This window comes from Aerosakkonema sp. BLCC-F183 (assembly GCF_041929145.1).
In the GTDB taxonomy this organism is placed as follows: domain Bacteria; phylum Cyanobacteriota; class Cyanobacteriia; order Cyanobacteriales; family Aerosakkonemataceae; genus Aerosakkonema.
This window is the reverse complement of record NZ_JBHFNU010000041.1, coordinates 100,786-117,109: the sequence shown is the minus strand read 5'-3', so window position 1 is coordinate 117,109 and position 16,324 is coordinate 100,786. Positions and strand designations below refer to the sequence as shown.

At 45.1% G+C, this 16,324-nt stretch carries 18 protein-coding genes; 7 read left to right on the top strand and 11 right to left on the bottom strand.

Annotated features, from left to right (window positions below):
* Positions 1-141: 141 nt before the first annotated feature.
* The 4 genes from glmM to ACE1CD_RS11020 all read right to left on the bottom strand — a co-directional run bounded on the left by glmM (position 142) and on the right by ACE1CD_RS11020 (position 3,179).
* Positions 142-1,626: a phosphoglucosamine mutase gene (glmM, locus tag ACE1CD_RS11035; RefSeq protein ID WP_374823923.1), complete on the bottom strand. Its 1,485-nt coding sequence runs from the start codon at positions 1,624-1,626 to the stop codon at positions 142-144.
* Positions 1,627-1,779: 153 nt separating this feature from the next.
* Positions 1,780-2,079: a hypothetical protein gene (locus tag ACE1CD_RS11030; RefSeq protein ID WP_190472697.1), complete on the bottom strand. Its 300-nt coding sequence runs from the start codon at positions 2,077-2,079 to the stop codon at positions 1,780-1,782.
* A gap of 115 nt (positions 2,080-2,194) precedes the next feature.
* On the bottom strand, positions 2,195-2,797 hold the full coding sequence (locus tag ACE1CD_RS11025; RefSeq protein ID WP_374799556.1) for a DUF3177 family protein: 603 nt from the start codon (positions 2,795-2,797) through the stop codon (positions 2,195-2,197).
* Between the two features lie 160 nt (positions 2,798-2,957).
* Positions 2,958-3,179: a Calvin cycle protein CP12 gene (locus ACE1CD_RS11020; RefSeq protein ID WP_374799554.1), complete on the bottom strand. Its 222-nt coding sequence runs from the start codon at positions 3,177-3,179 to the stop codon at positions 2,958-2,960.
* 535 nt (positions 3,180-3,714) lie between these two features.
* Here ACE1CD_RS11020 and ACE1CD_RS11015 point away from each other — a divergent pair.
* Together ACE1CD_RS11015 and ACE1CD_RS11010 are read left to right on the top strand one after the other, a co-directional pair.
* Positions 3,715-4,959, top strand: coding sequence for an FIST N-terminal domain-containing protein (locus tag ACE1CD_RS11015; protein ID WP_374823920.1), 1,245 nt, complete (start codon positions 3,715-3,717; stop codon positions 4,957-4,959).
* Positions 4,960-5,131: 172 nt separating this feature from the next.
* Positions 5,132-5,509, top strand: a complete 378-nt coding sequence (locus ACE1CD_RS11010; RefSeq protein ID WP_374823917.1) for a hypothetical protein — start codon at positions 5,132-5,134, stop codon at positions 5,507-5,509.
* Positions 5,510-5,512: 3 nt separating this feature from the next.
* Here ACE1CD_RS11010 and ACE1CD_RS11005 read toward each other — a convergent pair whose 3' ends face one another.
* Positions 5,513-6,619, bottom strand: a complete 1,107-nt coding sequence (locus tag ACE1CD_RS11005; RefSeq protein WP_374799548.1) for a metallophosphoesterase family protein — start codon at positions 6,617-6,619, stop codon at positions 5,513-5,515.
* Positions 6,620-6,716: 97 nt separating this feature from the next.
* Here ACE1CD_RS11005 and trmB point away from each other — a divergent pair, with 97 nt between their 5' ends.
* Positions 6,717-7,349: a tRNA (guanosine(46)-N7)-methyltransferase TrmB gene (gene trmB, locus ACE1CD_RS11000; protein WP_374799546.1), complete on the top strand. Its 633-nt coding sequence runs from the start codon at positions 6,717-6,719 to the stop codon at positions 7,347-7,349.
* Positions 7,350-7,526: 177 nt separating this feature from the next.
* Here the strand turns inward: trmB and ACE1CD_RS10995 are convergent, their stop codons facing one another.
* From ACE1CD_RS10995 to ACE1CD_RS10985, 3 genes are all read right to left on the bottom strand, one after another.
* Complete coding sequence (locus ACE1CD_RS10995) at positions 7,527-9,503, bottom strand: ArnT family glycosyltransferase (protein ID WP_374823915.1); 1,977 nt, start codon at positions 9,501-9,503, stop codon at positions 7,527-7,529.
* A gap of 27 nt (positions 9,504-9,530) precedes the next feature.
* On the bottom strand, positions 9,531-10,202 hold the full coding sequence (locus ACE1CD_RS10990; RefSeq protein ID WP_374799542.1) for a phosphatase PAP2 family protein: 672 nt from the start codon (positions 10,200-10,202) through the stop codon (positions 9,531-9,533).
* A gap of 305 nt (positions 10,203-10,507) precedes the next feature.
* The gene (locus ACE1CD_RS10985) at positions 10,508-11,104 is read right to left on the bottom strand and encodes a hypothetical protein (protein ID WP_374799540.1); all 597 of its coding nucleotides are present in this window, start codon (positions 11,102-11,104) and stop codon (positions 10,508-10,510) included.
* A 257-nt stretch (positions 11,105-11,361) separates the two neighbouring features.
* Here ACE1CD_RS10985 and ACE1CD_RS10980 point away from each other — a divergent pair, with 257 nt between their 5' ends.
* Genes ACE1CD_RS10980 through ACE1CD_RS10965 form a run of 4 tightly spaced genes read left to right on the top strand, consistent with a single transcriptional unit; the run spans position 11,362 to position 13,540 of the window.
* Entirely contained in the window at positions 11,362-11,697 is a 336-nt protein-coding gene (locus ACE1CD_RS10980) for a DUF565 domain-containing protein (protein ID WP_374799538.1), read from the top strand.
* 4 nt (positions 11,698-11,701) lie between these two features.
* On the top strand, positions 11,702-12,778 hold the full coding sequence (locus ACE1CD_RS10975; RefSeq protein WP_374799536.1) for a glycerate kinase: 1,077 nt from the start codon (positions 11,702-11,704) through the stop codon (positions 12,776-12,778).
* Positions 12,779-12,833: 55 nt separating this feature from the next.
* Positions 12,834-13,376 carry a DUF2062 domain-containing protein gene (locus ACE1CD_RS10970; RefSeq protein WP_374799534.1) on the top strand — a complete coding sequence of 181 codons (543 nt, stop codon included), beginning with the start codon at positions 12,834-12,836 and terminating at the stop codon, positions 13,374-13,376.
* Positions 13,377-13,405: 29 nt separating this feature from the next.
* Positions 13,406-13,540: a tetratricopeptide repeat protein gene (locus ACE1CD_RS10965; RefSeq protein WP_374823913.1), complete on the top strand. Its 135-nt coding sequence runs from the start codon at positions 13,406-13,408 to the stop codon at positions 13,538-13,540.
* A gap of 11 nt (positions 13,541-13,551) precedes the next feature.
* On the opposite strand, the gene ACE1CD_RS10960 is transcribed toward ACE1CD_RS10965, so the two are convergent.
* From ACE1CD_RS10960 to ACE1CD_RS10950, 3 genes are all read right to left on the bottom strand, one after another.
* A complete protein-coding gene (locus ACE1CD_RS10960) occupies positions 13,552-14,070 on the bottom strand; it encodes a DUF29 family protein (protein WP_374823911.1) in 519 nt (172 codons plus the stop codon).
* A 192-nt stretch (positions 14,071-14,262) separates the two neighbouring features.
* Positions 14,263-15,720: a YdiU family protein gene (locus ACE1CD_RS10955; RefSeq protein WP_374823908.1), complete on the bottom strand. Its 1,458-nt coding sequence runs from the start codon at positions 15,718-15,720 to the stop codon at positions 14,263-14,265.
* A 123-nt stretch (positions 15,721-15,843) separates the two neighbouring features.
* Positions 15,844-16,305, bottom strand: a complete 462-nt coding sequence (locus tag ACE1CD_RS10950; protein ID WP_374823905.1) for a Spy/CpxP family protein refolding chaperone — start codon at positions 16,303-16,305, stop codon at positions 15,844-15,846.
* Between the last annotated feature and the right edge of the window lie 19 nt (positions 16,306-16,324).

Here is a 16,324-nt window from a genome sequence, read left to right as displayed (position 1 = left end):
ATCGGCAAATATAGAAAAAGTCGGCACGGGGCATCGGCACGACTCTAAATGTACGTCGAGACAGATTAAGACTACCTCGGTAGCATCCGTCAATGAAGCGTAAAGAATCCCCACGCCTTCAGGCTGGGGAGTATGTCAATTTTATAGATATTGTTGAACGGCTAGAACTAAATTGTCAGCCCAGTGGTGAGCGAGTTCGGCGCTGACGGCTTCCACCATAACGCGGATCAAAGGTTCGGTTCCGGAAGCGCGAACTAAGATGCGCCCAGAGTCTCCCATTGCAGCTTCTGCTTGTGCGATCGCATTGGTGAGAGCGTCGCTGTTTTTCCAGTTCACGCGGCGATCCCGATCTTCCACCCTGACATTTTTCAATAGTTGCGGGTAAGTTTGGAAACTGCCATCGACCATTTCGGATAGAGAAGCATTCATCCGTTTCACCAACGCCGCCAAATGCAACGAAGTGAGCAGACCGTCGCCGCTGACGGCATAATGACGGCAGAGGATATGTCCGGATTGCTCGCCGCCCAACATCGCACCGTGACGCAGCATTTCTGCATGGACGTACTGATCTCCCACTGGCGTCCGCAGGAATTCACCGCCGAGATTTTTCCAAGCTCTTTCAAAACCCAGGTTAGCCATCACGGTAGCCACAATCATATTTTTGGGCAGTTGTTGCGCTGCTGCCAGGGTTTTCCCCCAGAAATAGAGGATGCGATCGCCATCCACAACTCTACCTTGGGAGTCTACAGCCAATACGCGATCGGCATCTCCATCAAAGGCAAATCCCATATCTGCCCGATATTGTTTGACAGCGTTTTGGAGGGGTTCGAGATGGGTCGAACCGCAGTTGACATTGATGCGATCGCCATCCCCACTGTCATGCAAGCAAATCACCTCTGCCCCCATATCGGCGAACAGTTGGGGTGCTATTCCCACAGCTGCCCCCCATGCCAGATCCAGCACAATTCGCATTCCCCGCAGATCGATCTCTGGCCGGAGGGGTTTCTCAAGCGACTCGGCGTAGTTACCCAACAACTCCCGACGATGGTAGTGCCTACCCCAAGCGTTCGCAGCAGAATTACCGAGCTGACCCCGCAGTCCTGCTTCAATTTGTGCTTGCCATTCTTTGGGCAACTTTGTACCATCCGGGCCAAAAATTTTAATCCCGTTGTCTTCTGGTGGGTTGTGACTGGCGGAGATCATCACTCCTCCTGCTGCCTCAGTCACACTGGTCAGATAAGCTACACAGGGCGTCGGGCATACACCCAAATGCCAAACTTCCAATCCGGCAGAGGTAAGACCGGCGGCTAGTGCCATTGCTAACATATCGCTGGAGTTTCTGGTATCTTGGCCCAGAACGATCGGCCCCAGAGCGTTGCCATTTGCAGAGGTCGATCGCAGCATTTGACCTGTCCAATAACCCACTTGTAGGGCTAGTTCGGCATTGAGCAACTCTCCCACTCTTCCCCGAATCCCATCTGTACCGAACAAAGGCGTTCCGGGCAAACTTAATGGGTTCCAACTGCGATTGCTATTGAGCGGTTTTGCCGATTGGATCGATTCAGCCAAGCACAATGGTGATTCTGAAGAGCTAGACAGTTGAGTCCGAACGGGGGTTTTTACCATATCTTTATAAACACTCCACACAACACACTTACTTACACTGGAGGATAACACTTTCCGGAATTACCATACCTTCTGCACTTGTCTGCCTGATAGTTTCTAGCTCTTCCAGTTAAGGCTGGGAAACCAAACCTGTATTGCTAGAATGAGACAATTTTACACACCGACTTCTGACAACAGGGGTTGGAATGTCTCCCACGTCAATCCTTGTTCGATATAGCGAGGAGAATCCGGGTTATAAGGACTTGCTAACCTGTCGATCCTGATAATTTTTGCCTCTGATGGCAATATCGGCACATCCGCATCGAAAGATGTCGGACGCATTAACGAACTGGAATAACCTTTGAAAATGGCAACTCGGTCTTCTTCACCTGCAATTTCAGCTGTCACGAGCAGCACTTCCTGCGGACGCCTGAGAGTGTATCGCTCCAGACGTTGGCCAACAGAATTGGTCATAAAGTTGTATCGATCGTTAGTTATTTGTTAATTGCTCAAGGGTAATGGTCAATAGCGAATAGCTAATATCTTGCGATGCGCGATCTTCCATTATCCCTCAGCCATTGGCTAGCTATTATTGTTCCATTGCTGAGCGTCCTTGTTTGCCCAATCTGAAAAATATAAAGTAACTCAAGTAACTAACATAAATAATCAATGCAAGGATCGCCAAAAAACCCAAAAATGCCTCATTTGTATTCGCATGGAACATCTGCTTGTAACCCCAAGGCGGATCTAGCCAAACTCTACAAAATGGGTTTGACAGCAATGCTTGCTTAGACGAGATTGCACAGGTGAGGAAAGGACTTCCGAGAATTGCTCCCAGCAGACTGTAAACTGTTATCCCCCAACGCCATGATGTAATAGCTAACTTTAATTCTCGTTGGGGTAAGTCGTTAATTTCTTCATTGATATCCGCCCAAAACCACAATGATACGGGAATGAGCAGACGCGCTACGATACCAGTTACAAAGCTAATCGGTATGGCGTTAATCATTAGGTAAACTGTGATTGCGAGAAGGCTAGCAACTCGCCAGTAAATAATTAAAAGCCTTTGAATAGCTTCGTTTTTTTGGACAAAAGCCCAAATTAGCAGAATCAAAGGCACAATAACAGTAAATAATACCGCCAGTCGGTAGTCCATCCAGACTAGCGGTGCAAACCAAGGGTTATTTTGCATAGTTTTTCTATTGCTGGGATCATACAGAAGTTCTTTTCCAAACATGAAAAAATAAGCAATCCGAACTTCTACTTGGAAGTTCGGTTGCTCAAAATTGCGAGCGTTTCTGTGAAAAACTTAGGGTTCTCACAGCCAGAATCATCTCTACGACTAAGGGATTTTAGTCTTCGTACAAACGACACTCAGCCGCATCGGGATTGTCATCGCAATATCGCTCAAGGGAATTCTTCTTTTTGCTTTGGCGCTGATGAGAAGCTTCTGCTTGCAGTTCTTCTACAGCATCCCAAGCAGCAGCACACTCTTTAGAGTTGCTACCGCTGACATCGCAGACTTGACGAGCTTGGTCGCGCTCTTGGTCGATTTTTTCTTGGATGTTGCTCATACGCTGTTATTTTCTGAGATCGTTTTTGTCAATCAGGACTGTCAATCTTTCAGATTGAGCCTTCTGATAAATCTTACCTGGGAGGACGGTTCTTAGCAGAGGCTTTATTCCATTCATACCTTCAACCGGTTGATGAAATTGGTATTGCGGTTTTTTTCTTAAGATTTAACCGTTGATTGCTCCCCAGGCGGGCTTTACACGCAATTGCTTGTTGTTGTTATAGCTTAACACTTCTTAACGAGCGATCGCCAGGTATGGCTAAGTAATTTTGCTGTGGCTGGGGGAAAAAAGGGAAGACAGAGGACTAAACCGAAGTAGCTTTACCCATGTGAAAAGCTCTCCAGAAACACACTAGGGACGATTTTAGGCTCAAAATTAGTTTGTGGGAATTCTGGGAGCGCTAATATGGCGATATACCAGGGTTAAGCTGCAATTTATAGATAAGCGTAAACCTTATCGCTCCAAAAAGTAAAAGCTTAAGCCGAAAGTCCCTAGACTAAAAACAACATTAAACTTTAGGACGATGGTAAAACCCATGACCAACCAGATAAAGTGGGCAAACGCTCTGTCAACCCGTCCTTCTTTGGAAGCGGCTGTAGAGGAAGTTGCAGAACGTGCCAATCAATTGTTGCAGGCGTCAGCAGATCTGGCTGTGGTGTTTATTTCGTCTGCTTTTGCCAGCGAGTATACCAGGCTGATGCCCTTATTCCGTGAGGTGCTATCGGTGCCGGCCATAATTGGTTGCGGTGGCGGTGGTGTGATCGGAGTTAATCGACAAGGAGAGGTGCAGGAAATAGAAGGAGAACCAGGCTTGAGTCTGAGTTTAATGTCCTTACCTGGGGTAAACGTCCGCACTTTTCACGTACTTCCCGAATCATTGCCGGATTTGGATAGTTCGCCAGATACGTGGGTGGATTTAATCGGTGTGTTACCACAAGCCGAACCTCAGTTTGTTTTGTTAGCCGATCCGTTTACATCCGGCATTAACGATTTAATTCAAGGTTTGGATTTTGCTTATCCGGGATCGATCAAGGTGGGTGGATTGGCAAGCGGTAGTGCTGTCGGCGGCAGTTCTGGCTTGTTTTGCAATTATCGGCTTTACCGAGAAGGAACGGTTGGTGTTGCTCTCAGCGGTAATCTTGTTCTGGAAACGATCGTGGCGCAGGGATGCCGTCCGATCGGCGAACCGTACACGGTGATAGCGGGAGAGCGCAATGTTGTGATGGAATTGGAGGTGCCTGTAACTGCTCAAGTGGGGGGTAGCGGCAAACCCCGCAAACCTTTGGATGTGTTGCGGGATTTGATCCAAACTCTCAACGAGGAGGATCGAATGCTGGCGCAGAATTCCCTGTTTGTGGGGGTGGCGCGGGATGAGTTCAAGCAGGATTTGGAACACGGAGATTTTTTGATCCGCAATCTGCTGGGGGTCGATCCCAGAGTTGGGGCGATCGCAATTGGCGATCGCGTCCGTCCGGGTCAGCGTATCCAATTTCACTTGCGCGACGCTCACACTTCTGCTGACGATTTGGAAATGTTGCTACAGCGCTATCAGCAACAAACACCTGATTCAAATAAAGGAGCCGGTGCTTTGATGTTCTCCTGTCTGGGACGGGGAGAGGGACTTTACGGGTCTCCTAATTTTGACTCCCGGATGTTCCGCCGTTACCTGAAAAATGTTCCGATCGGTGGTTTCTTCTGTAATGGCGAAATCGGCCCGGTAGCAGGTAACACTTTTCTGCACGGTTACACTTCCGTGTTTGGGATTTGCCGCCAACCGTAATTTTGGTAATTTCAGATTTCAGATTTTAGATTTTAGATTTAAAACAAATTTAAATTTGAAATTTAAAATCTGAAATTATCTACTACCAAGATTTGTCATGGCGAGTCAATATCAATTTGAGTTATCTAGGTTAATTTATTTGATTTGATTGACCGAGTTACGGATGGCAAAAATGTTGTCAAAGAATGCGAGCGTAGTCTCTACATCGTTCCTGATATTTGTTATCCTATTGAGCGGATTGCTGAATCATCACCAACTTACAGCTTACTTTTATTTTATGCGCTTTCAATGGGCGCAGGCTGACAATGTGAAATGTCAGAATCTTTTACAAGTTTTAAAATTTAGTCGCGATGTCGATCTCAACTCAGTCATCCAAACAGTTTACTCCTCAAAACAATACGAGTTAAGGCGTGGCGTTCTTCTGTTTGGTGAATATGCTGTTGCTGAAATTAGCGAAATTGAGCGATCTGACTTGCACATAGCATTGTTTAAAAAAGTCTGGCGGAGAGAGTTTCAAAAGATTTATTCTTGCAGTAAAAATATGGGTTAGAAGTTAACTCTCAAGCAAAAGCGTGGTGTGATTATCGATCGGCGTAGGTGTACCGTTACTGCTAATCGCACCAAAACTCTCGAAAAAGCGTCGCGCTTGGGGTGGAAAATGTGCGAAATCAAATATGGCATCCCCACCAGCAATATCTGCCCAAAAATACCGCAAACTGGGGGCGAGTTCCTCTGCTGTGGCGCGAGGTAAACTTAAGGGTGGTTCGGTGAGCAGTCTGAGCATGAAGGGAAAACTGCGATCGGCTATCCATTTTCGCGATATCTGCGGTAAAGTTGGCCAATCTGGTACCGATTCGATCCGATGCGTCTTTACTTGTAAGGATTTTCTACCCAGTTCATCGGTACGGAAATCTAAAATGCGATAAGGATGAGGATAACTGACTAAGGAACCTGTGGTAATGTCGTATATGCCTTGGCTGTGGGCGATATCCTGAACGTGCAAGTGTCCTGTAAACACGAGTTGGACTCCAGCCGATCGCAATATGGAAAGTAACTCCGGTGCATTTTCCAACATATATCGCCGTCCCAGCGAGTGGCGAGATTGACCGGGGAGATGTTCCACTACGTTATGATGCACCATCACCAGCACCAGTTCGTCGGACACCTCAGCCAGAACTTGCTTGAGCCATTCTATCTGACGATCGCCCAAACGTCCGATTTGTTTGCCTTCGTCGTCAAACTGGTTGGAATTGAGTCCGATTAAACGTACTCCTGGCAGTACTTGACAACTGTAATAGAATTGTGCTGGATTGTCGTAGCCAAACTTGCGATAGTAGTGAGGGAAATCTGCAAATGCGATCGCCTTTTCGGTAGCGTGCAAACTGGGGACATCGTGATTCCCCGGCACAACGTAAACTGGAAAAGGCAGTTGAGACAAACGTTCCTGCAACCAAGTATGATTATCCGGTTCGCCGTGTTGGGTTAAATCTCCCGGTAGAAGCAGAAAATCCAAATCGAGTTGTTCTAAATGCTTCAGAACAATCTCCAGCGCTGGAATACTGACTTCCACCAGATGAAATCGACTCGGATTATCCCATATGGTGTGAGGCAGGGCGATGTGTAAGTCGCTTACTATAGCAAATCGAAAGTTTAGACCCATATAGCCCAAAAAAGCGATCCCCGTCGAGTATAGCTAATGCTTGGCTAATGCGACCTCAACTAGAAGTAGTTAATTTTGATGATAAGGAGTATTAATTTTGGCATCGGTTCGAGTTCGCCAGCACGTCAATCCCCTCAGCAGTAAGTATCAGACACCGACTCCTCCCCCCGATTGGACGAAGATTTATGCGGATATGACCCTGCCGTTGCATTTGGATATTGGCTGTGCTAGAGGAAGGTTTGTTTTAAGCATGGCACAGTTGCAGCCGGATTGGAATTATTTGGGGTTGGAAATTCGAGATTCTTTGGTGGAGGAAGCAAATAGACTGCGAGACGAACTGAGTTTGGGGAATTTACACTATTTGTTTTGCAATGTCAATAACTCCCTGCGTCCCTTGTTAAGTTCTTTACCATCGGGAATGTTGCAGCGAGTCACGATTCAATTTCCCGATCCCTGGTTTAAAAAGCGACACCAGAAGCGGCGCATGGTGCAAGCGGATACGGTAACGGATTTGGCAGATTATCTCGCGCCTGGGGGATCGGTATTTATCCAGTCTGATGTGGAGGAAGTGGCGATCGAAATGTGCGATCGTTTCCATTCTCACCCAGCTTTCCAAAGAACTTCCTCCCAATGGCTTCCCACCAATCCGCTTCCAGTTTCCACCGAACGGGAACGCGCCACCCAAGCAAAAGGTGAATCAGTTTATCGCGCTCTTTTTGAACGAATCTAGAATAGTCAAAAGTCAAGAGAAAGAAGAGAATTTAACACTGGCGATCGAGATATTTTTACCTGCCTGTGAAAATGATAAACTGACAAGCTATTTTTAGAGCGTCGTATTAGCGGATTTAACATTCCCGATTCAGCCACAAAAATTAATTTTTGACTTTTGACTTTTGACTTTTGACTTTTACATTTTAACTTTTGCCTTTTTTGATATTCGCAGCAGTTTGTAAGCACCAGACGATCCTAATTGTTGATATTGATAACGCTTGAGGAAATTTGGCTTGAGGTTATCCGGCTTGGTGAGGATTAGGTGCGTAGGTTTAGTCGCAGCAGTTTTTTCAATGTAGGATATTGCTTCGTCAGATGTTTTGATGTAATTCACCGTTTGCCTTGTGTAAAACGTCATACTAGGTCTGATGAAACCAATCAGAATTAAATCTTCCTCTGGTTGTCGTACCTGGTTAATAAGTACCGAAATTTCTCGTAAAGGTAGCTGGCGCTCTCGATCTAGTAGCAAAGCGGCGGGTGGTGCAACAAAAATCATAAATGCCATAAACCCTGCTAGGTTTGTACTCCACAACCAACGCCATTGTTGTTTTCGCAATACTAAAAATACGCTGGCAATTGCAGTTACTAACCATACGATTCCGCTTAGGGTTGGTAAACCAGATTGTGACAACGCCTGACGCATTTGTGGTACAGCAGGATCGTATCCGATTAACTTGGGACTGAAGAAAGTTCCAGCTGCAAGAACTAACAAGAATACAATATTAAAAATTGCAGTAACAAACAGTCCGATATTTTTTTTGTTTTTCTTATCCTCTGCACCTCTGCTCTCCCGCTCGCTCATCAATTCGCTCCAAAAAAGCGTTACCATGATGGCGCAAGCTGGCATTAAAGGAAGTACGTAACTGGGTAATTTGGTAACTGCAATGCTGAAGAAACCAAAGACGCCAATAAACCAAAATAGGGCGAATAAACCGAGTTGAGTGGAACGGGGAGATTGTTGCCATTTTTCTCTTTGCCAAAAGCGCAAACGAGCGATCGCAACTGGCAAATATATCGACCAAGGCGCAAAACCAACTAGGACTACTGGGATATAAAAATACCAGGGGCCACGGTGACTGCTGACTACGCTGGTGAAGCGTTGAACGTTGTGATATCCAAAAAATGTATCGATGTAGGCTTTGCCATTTGCTAATGTTACTAACACAAACCAAGGTATTGCGATCGCGATCGTAATTAAAACGCCCCGCACCAGTCGCATTTCCCGCACAACTTCCCTAAATTTGCCCAGATACAGCAGGAATGCGCCAATAATCAGCCCTGGCAATACCGCACCCACAGGCCCTTTTGCCAGGACAGCTAAGGCAACGAATACGTAGAAAGCGATATACCAAATTGAAGAACGCTGAGGGAAAACCCCACCCCCAACCCCTCCCCGTCGCACGGGGAGGGGAGTATCTTCGATGGCATATGCAATGAAAAATGTCAAGAGTGCCATGCTGATGTTACTAGCCAGCAGCATATCGGAAACACCTGTTCTTCCCCAAGCGATCCAGGCAGGATTTAAGGCGAGGATGGCAGCACCGATCCAAGCAGATATCCACACTTCGCGTTCTGGATTGTGGATTTTTTCTGCCTCAGAAGATTGTCGATCGTTTTCCTCCCCTTGCGCCTCTCTGCTCTTGCTCCCCTCCCCGTGGACGGGGAGGGGTTGGGGGTGGGGTTTGCCCTCTGCATCTTTTGGATGAAAAGGGAGCGATCGAACCATAGCGGGACGGGAAAAGCCGAAATATCGCAGTGTATAAAATCCTAATACCACAAGTGCGATCGCCGCCAGTGCAGAAGGCAATCTCGCCGCCCATTCGTTCACACCCACGATTTTAAATGCGATCGCCATTAACCAATAAACCAAAGGTGGTTTATCAAAACGAGTTTCCCCATTCCAATACGGCGTTATCCAATCACCAGTCACCGACATCTGACGTGCTGCTTCCACAAACATCGGTTCTGTCTTATCCACCAAACCGATGCTGCCCAAATTAAACAAAAAAGCTACACAACTAAGTATTAACAACCATATAACCGATAATTTCCAATTTATCCTTGGATATTTTTCCAAGTATTTCCACCAACTTTTTACCTTGTTAATCTTCATTGTTTCTTGCTCCCCCAGAGATTAAACTTATCTAATATTTTTTTCTTTCGGCCCTGAGAAGTTTAGTATTGCCAAGCAGATAGTCAGCCAAATGTACCCAAACGCATAACCAGCAACGATATCGGAAGGCCAGTGTACTCTCAGGTACATACTACTCAAACCCATTAATATGAGAAATAAAGTTGTTGCTCCATAAATATAAATACTGAGTTTAGGATATCTAGCTGCCAGGAGATAAGCTAAATAAAAATACAGTACAACATTGCCTGTGGCGTGACCGCTTGGGAAACTATAACCTCCCGCAGATTTGTCCAAACGTTCGGGCGGACGACGACGAGCAAAAAATGGTTTCAACACTTCATCAACAAGTAACAAAACACTCAGAGTGGCAAATCCTAAAGTTGTGGCTTGTCGCCAATACCGTTTCCAGCAGAGTACTCCTAAACTGATGACAACTACCAGGGCGGCAAAGTGGGTATCGCCGATCAAATAAAACACAGATAAAACCGCACCTGCTATAGGAGGAATAACCTGGTGCAGCCATTGCAAAAAATTTACTTCACCTGCAAAAACTTTTGTCTTTTGGATTTCTTGACAAAGCAAAATTAAAGGAACTATGATAACCAAACAAATGTATAATCTGACCCGACCTGTTGCAGCAACCAAAGAATTCAACCAGGTATTAAGTTTAAATTTCATTTTGAATTTGGGGGTACAAAAATATTTTTTGCTGCCTTGAGAAGGCAGTTTTTTTGAAGGCGATCCAATTTAGTTTCGCCTTTAAACTATAACTTTGTTTGGTTCAATCATCGATCGTTTGTTATGTACGGTCAGGCTATGCCATCCCGATAGGGCTGATTTGGCTGGATGTCACCAAAACGACAAGTTAGCAAAAAACACGACAAATTGGAAGGGCTCAAGAAACTCGGTTTTTCTCAAAAACCGGGTTTCTGGCCTACTGAAGCGATGAAGAAACCCGGTTTTTCTCAAAAACCGGATTTCTGTCAAGGTTGCAAAATCAGTTGCCACTCCAAAGTTTTTCGATCCCAAATCGGCATCGCTGTTACGCCCACAACATATGGCCCCCAGTACCGACGAGTGCCATCTTGGGCAAAGGCAATCAGAATATCGCCCTCCTCCAGCTTCACAAAGCCTGTAGGCAGGGAGAGAATCAGACCCTTCTCGGCTCCTTCTTCAGGGGCAAAATCCCAGTGTGCCGGTTCGCCGTAGGCAGACTGCTTGCCAGATTTGCTTGCTTTCTGTCGAGCTAGAAATGCGATCCGGATGGGATGCTCTGTTTGATTGCTCAACCGCAATACTCCTGGAGGAGCCGCCACCGCGCCACGAGCAGAGCTAGGTGCTTGTGTGGGCTTGTTTTTTAAGGGAGCTATTAAAGTGGCTGTCGGTTTGGGATTACTCTCTGTAGAGACAGTTGCGGTGGTAACAGACGCTTTATCTGGGGAAGGCTCGACAAGCAAATTTTCTTCTGATGGAAGTGAATCAATAGTAATAGTAATCTGCCACCGTTGCAGTGCCAAAAACAAGATTAAGAAAAGAACAGCGATACTAGCAGCAGGATATAATAGCAATTTTAGATTCATAGTGTTTAGCGATAATCTGTTTTAGGCTTTAAAGGCTGTTATTTTTGATATAACAGATCCCCATATTTATGGGAACGGGTTTGAGGAAGACAATAATATATCCATAGGATTTATGCAAAGAAACCGGGTTTCTACGAAAAATGGTATGTTTCACCGTGAACGATCGACGAAGAAACCCGGTTTCTAGCCCCAGCTTGCGTAAGTCCTAATTCATTCAAACAAAAATTTGGCAGTTCTGAATTTATTAATACCCAGCAATGCAAAACACTCGTCTGAGCAACCTGGTAAACATTCTGGCATCTCAGCTTAGTAGCTGGGTTGGCAACCCCTGGCGGCGGCTATCCTTAATGACGATTAGCTTGCTGTTTGGGATTTTTTTGGGAACGGCGATTCCGACTACCGCCGGACAAGCTGCGGACTGGGATATTATTGGCGCTGGACTTTTAGTGATATTTACCGAGTTAGCCAGTCGTATTTTTTACGGGACTAACCGACAGGGAGGTTCGCGCTCTTTGTTAGCCCAGATGTTGAATGCTCTCAAAATAGGTTTAATCTACAGCCTGTTTATCGAAGCTTTCAAGCTCGGATCGTAATGTTATGGTGCAAGATAACTCATATGCGGGCAATATTTTCAAATATTTGACTTCAGAAGAATGTATGTTGGGATATTTTCCCGAAAAGCTGGCAATTTCGCTAATCGAGGATGAGTTACGGGCAAAAGCATTTGGCATTACACCAGAAAATACGGTTGAAGAAGTCAGGTTGCGATCGCATCTTTTCCAATCCGTCTGCTCAGATGTTACCGAATTTTGCCAAAACAAAGGGTTTAAGAGCGAAAGTGTCATCCAGGAAACTCTTTGGAACCTATGGCTTCCCTTAGCAATGCAGCTGGCCGAATATCGCCAACATTTGGGACGTCCTCTCATCCAAGGTATTTTAGGCGGACAGGGTACCGGCAAAACTACATTAGCAGCAATTCTCAAAATAATCCTCGCTCATTTGGGTTATCGCACTCTTGGCCTTTCCCTAGACGACCTTTACAAAACTTATGCAGAACGACTACGCCTGCAAGAAGAAGACCCCCGCTTAATTTGGCGCGGGCCACCGGGAACCCACGATGTCGAGTTGGGTATTGCGGTTTTGGATAAATTGCGCCAACAGCAGGGTGAGATCGAAATACCCCGCTTTGATAAATCTGCTTGGGGTGGATCTGGCGATCGCACGCAACCCGAAACAGTAGAAAATGTGGATATTGTACTGTTTGAAGGTTGGTTTGTCGGGGTGCGACCGATCGATCCTGCTGCTTTTGACACAGCACCACCGCCGATTGTGACAGAAGCCGATCGCCGTTTTGCCCGCGATATGAATGCTAAGTTAGAAGAATATTTACCTTTGTGGGAGCGGTTGGATCGCTTAATGGTTCTGTATCCAACAGATTATCGCCTCTCCCAGCAGTGGCGGCGTCAAGCAGAACAACTTGCTAAAGCCAGCGGAAAATCCGGAATGACAGATGAAATTGTGGATCGATTTGTTGAGTACTTTTGGCGAAGCCTCCACCCGGATCTTTTCATCAAGCCTTTGGCAAGAAACCCAAACTGGGTAAATTTAGTCATAGAAATCAATCAAGATCGTTCGCTGGGTGCTGTCTATCGACCGAGCGATCGTTTAACTTAAAAAATAATATTCTTGCATCTTTGTTGACACCAAATTTGCTACCTTTTTTGCACCGATGTCTAAACAATCTGAGCAAAGTTTACTCACCTTACCAACAAAATCAATATCTATTCGACACCGAAAATCGAAACGCTTGGCTTCCCGTTGGCGACGCAGCTTGCATTACTTTTACTTGCGCTTTCTTCGCCTGCGAGGAAGTCCAGAATCTATCGCGAGAGGTTTAGCTGCGGGAGTTTTTGCGGGTTTATTTCCGCTAATTGCTACACAAATGGCGGTGGCGATTCTCATCGCCGCTTTGATACGCGGCAATAAAATAGTGGCGGCGGCAGCAACTTGGATCAGTAACCCCTTTACCGCAGTACCGCTTTATACATTTGCTTTTCAAGTTGGTCGATCGCTATTAGGCTCTGACTTATCTTTTGCTAGTGAGAGTCTAGATTCATGGCACGATATGATGCAATTGGGGACTGAGTTTGTCACCGATCTGCTGGTGGGTTGCTTCGTGGTGGCGTCCGTGTCTGCTGTTGCTAGCTATTTTCTCGGTTTGTGGCTAATTCGGCGCGTGCGTACCAAAAGGAAATCGCGGCAGTTGAGTTAAGCTTAATTTAAATAAAAATATCTCTGGCAATGGAGCAAGAATTTTACAATCGAGGTATAGACAAGTTTCGTCAGGGCGACATCTCCGGAGCAATTCACGAATTTAATCGAGTTTTGCGAATAAATCCTCAGTTTGGTGACGCCTACTATCAACGGGGTTACTAATTAATTTGGACTTATCTCCTACCCTCTTTCCAATCCTCTCCCCCTGGTAATAAGAATAAATAATTATCGATTTCTGACAATAACCTTTCGCCAGAATAGTTATAAGTTAGGTCGATAAGCTCTTTTGCGCTCGCGATTATTTGCTCTCTATCTATCATTTGTGAAATCTGAAATGGTGTATAAATTCCCTCTCTAACTTCAGCACTCGCCGGACGAATTGCATCTGCTAGTGATTCTTCCAGAAAAAGTTGCCATTCATCAAGTTTAATGTAGTAAGATGTTTTGTTTTCTTTGATATTCAGGTCTTGAATTTGTCGGATTGAATCAGAAATAGAAGCTACCCAAGAATTTGTTAATCGTTGCTCAATTTGGTTTTTAATCAAGTGAATCAGCATTCTCTTAAGAAAGGATTTAATATTCCGCAGAACTGCTTGTTTGCTCATTCCTTCTAGCTCATCCACAATTGACAAAGCATCATCGTAGCGTCCTTCTAAGATGCTGTTTCTTAAATCTATAAGTTCCTGAGTCATAAATGTTGGTATCACAAATTATCGTACTAAGCCAAATATAACACTTAAAATCAATAGCGATCGCGCCAAGCTTAACCGCATTTGTAAATATCTATTCTTCTTTGCGTCCCTCTGCGAAAAACTTGGCGAACCTTTGCGTTAAAAAATAATTAGAGTAAGGTAGGCAATGCCCACCCTACACAAGTTACATTCCTAATTTTTAGATTGAATTCGCCTCAACAAATCATCAAAAGGTTCCCAATTATCTTCTTGTACAATTGGCTCCCAAATCGACTCTATCACCGGACGAAGTATCACAGTGATAGGATTGCGATCGCACAACATCCGCTCAACCTTATCCATCTCCTCTAAAGGCAAACTATTCAATAATAAATGATATAAATTTCGCCATTTATCGAACAAATTTGACTGCTCAAAAGATTGTACAATAGCAGCACCATTGAAAATTTTATTGACATCTTTTCGCCACTTACTAGAAAACTTCTGCCTTAATTCGGCAAAGAACTCGTGATAACCCACCTCAGTATCATTCAAAAGCTGAATAGTAAGGAAAAACAACTCATCTGCTGCTGCGCTTTGCATTCGCTCAAAACCCAACTTATTGAGCATCAACTGCTTATACGTTGATAGATAATGCTCCTCAAACTGTGTCAAACCAACTTCCATATCATCTGGGGGAATTACCGCCGCCAATGGTTGCTGAAGCATTTCCAAATTCAAATGACAAATACTTGCTTGATTGCTGTAACTGTAACGCCCGTAATAATCAAAATAAGCCGCCGTAAATTGGGGATTGTAAGTAGGGATAAAAGCATAAGGCCCATAATCGAAACTTTCCCCCGTAATTGACATATTATCTGTATTCAAGACAGCATGACAAAAGCCAGCCGCCATCCATTGCGCGACTAATTCTGCCACCCGTTGCACTAATTGTGCGTAGAATTGTGCGTACTTGTCAGGTGTTGCTTGTAAAGCTGGATAATACTGTTCGATTACATGGTCTAAGAGCTTTTGGATTAAATCCTTGCGACCGATATATTGCAAACGCTCAAACGTACCAAACCTAATATGCGAACGATTAAAACGCACCATCACCGATGACCGAGTAGGCGAAGGTTCATCTCCCCGCCATAAAGATTCGCCAGTTTCAATCATGCTCAAACAGCGAGATGTTCGCACACCCATTTGGTACAGCATTTCAGCTGCAAGAACTTCCCGCACGCCACCTTTGAGGGTTAATCGTCCATCGCCGCCGCGAGAGTAAGGCGTTCTACCGGAACCTTTCGTACCGAAGTCGTACAGTTCCCCATCAGTTCCGCGAACTTGTCCGTAAAGAAAACCTCTGCCATCGCCCAAAAATGGGTTGTATTCGCCAAATTGATAACCGTGATAGCGCAACGCTAAAAAAGGCGTTCGGCCATCAAACTTACCAAAGGCTTCGATGAAATGATAATCTGTTACTTGTTGAGGATCTAGTCCCAGTAGAGGAAGCAGTCGATCGTTCCGAAACCGTAGTATATGTCTGGGAAATTCAGCTGCTGCGACTTCATCGAAATAATCCTCTCCCAAACCTTCCAGCGCCGGTTCATAATTGAGTGTCAGCAAAGGATTGGAGGAATTTGTATTTGTTCCGGTTGTAGCTGAGTTCATTTAAATTAAAATTGACTATTGCTTAAATTTTGCCAGTTATTTACAGAAATTAGACGGCTATGCTAAAAGGGAGGCTATCTCAAAAATAACCCCCCTGCCATAGATTTGTGAGTTGAGAATAATCTACCTTTGACCGCTGGGACGATTTGGTTGCACTTGCTGTTGCAGTCTTTGCAGTTGTTCTTCTGTCAAAACTCCTCGAATTTGCTGATTAGAAGTTTCCACAATTGAGCGAATACGATTGATTTTCTCTTGTTCCAAATTAAGAGAACGTAGTGCTGTCCCGGGATTTTGACCGGATTGAACCGCTTGGGCAAATCTATTGCGCTGGTCTGGAGTTAGTACCGACTCAATTTGCTGCTGTCTGTTGACAAGGATATCCCGTATTTGTTGTACCTGCCCAGGAGTAAGACCCAATACTTCCTCTACTGTAGCTGGACGATTAGAAGGGTTTGTGGGTTGCGCGGGTTGTGCGGGACGAGTATTGGGACTGGAATTTTGTGAAAAGGCAATACCGGGTACAAGAGTAGCTAGGGCTACTGCGGTGGCGGCGAAGGAGATGCGCTGGGCGAGATTAAAAGCCATTCAAGAAAATCCTAAAAAA

What these genes read in the sequence shown, in the direction of transcription:
- glmM (WP_374823923.1), bottom strand. Translation starts at nt 1,626, where the DNA reads ATGGTAAAAACCCCCGTTCGGACTCAACTGTCTAGCTCTTCAGAATCA.
- ACE1CD_RS11030 (WP_190472697.1), bottom strand. Translation starts at nt 2,079, where the DNA reads ATGACCAATTCTGTTGGCCAACGTCTGGAGCGATACACTCTCAGGCGT.
- ACE1CD_RS11025 (WP_374799556.1), bottom strand. Translation starts at nt 2,797, where the DNA reads ATGCAAAATAACCCTTGGTTTGCACCGCTAGTCTGGATGGACTACCGA.
- ACE1CD_RS11020 (WP_374799554.1), bottom strand. Translation starts at nt 3,179, where the DNA reads ATGAGCAACATCCAAGAAAAAATCGACCAAGAGCGCGACCAAGCTCGT.
- ACE1CD_RS11015 (WP_374823920.1), top strand. Translation starts at nt 3,715, where the DNA reads ATGACCAACCAGATAAAGTGGGCAAACGCTCTGTCAACCCGTCCTTCT.
- ACE1CD_RS11010 (WP_374823917.1), top strand. Translation starts at nt 5,132, where the DNA reads ATGTTGTCAAAGAATGCGAGCGTAGTCTCTACATCGTTCCTGATATTT.
- ACE1CD_RS11005 (WP_374799548.1), bottom strand. Translation starts at nt 6,619, where the DNA reads ATGGGTCTAAACTTTCGATTTGCTATAGTAAGCGACTTACACATCGCC.
- ACE1CD_RS10995 (WP_374823915.1), bottom strand. Translation starts at nt 9,503, where the DNA reads ATGAAGATTAACAAGGTAAAAAGTTGGTGGAAATACTTGGAAAAATAT.
- ACE1CD_RS10990 (WP_374799542.1), bottom strand. Translation starts at nt 10,202, where the DNA reads ATGAAATTTAAACTTAATACCTGGTTGAATTCTTTGGTTGCTGCAACA.
- ACE1CD_RS10985 (WP_374799540.1), bottom strand. Translation starts at nt 11,104, where the DNA reads ATGAATCTAAAATTGCTATTATATCCTGCTGCTAGTATCGCTGTTCTT.
- ACE1CD_RS10980 (WP_374799538.1), top strand. Translation starts at nt 11,362, where the DNA reads ATGCAAAACACTCGTCTGAGCAACCTGGTAAACATTCTGGCATCTCAG.
- ACE1CD_RS10975 (WP_374799536.1), top strand. Translation starts at nt 11,702, where the DNA reads ATGGTGCAAGATAACTCATATGCGGGCAATATTTTCAAATATTTGACT.
- ACE1CD_RS10970 (WP_374799534.1), top strand. Translation starts at nt 12,834, where the DNA reads ATGTCTAAACAATCTGAGCAAAGTTTACTCACCTTACCAACAAAATCA.
- ACE1CD_RS10965 (WP_374823913.1), top strand. Translation starts at nt 13,406, where the DNA reads ATGGAGCAAGAATTTTACAATCGAGGTATAGACAAGTTTCGTCAGGGC.
- ACE1CD_RS10960 (WP_374823911.1), bottom strand. Translation starts at nt 14,070, where the DNA reads ATGACTCAGGAACTTATAGATTTAAGAAACAGCATCTTAGAAGGACGC.
- ACE1CD_RS10955 (WP_374823908.1), bottom strand. Translation starts at nt 15,720, where the DNA reads ATGAACTCAGCTACAACCGGAACAAATACAAATTCCTCCAATCCTTTG.
- ACE1CD_RS10950 (WP_374823905.1), bottom strand. Translation starts at nt 16,305, where the DNA reads ATGGCTTTTAATCTCGCCCAGCGCATCTCCTTCGCCGCCACCGCAGTA.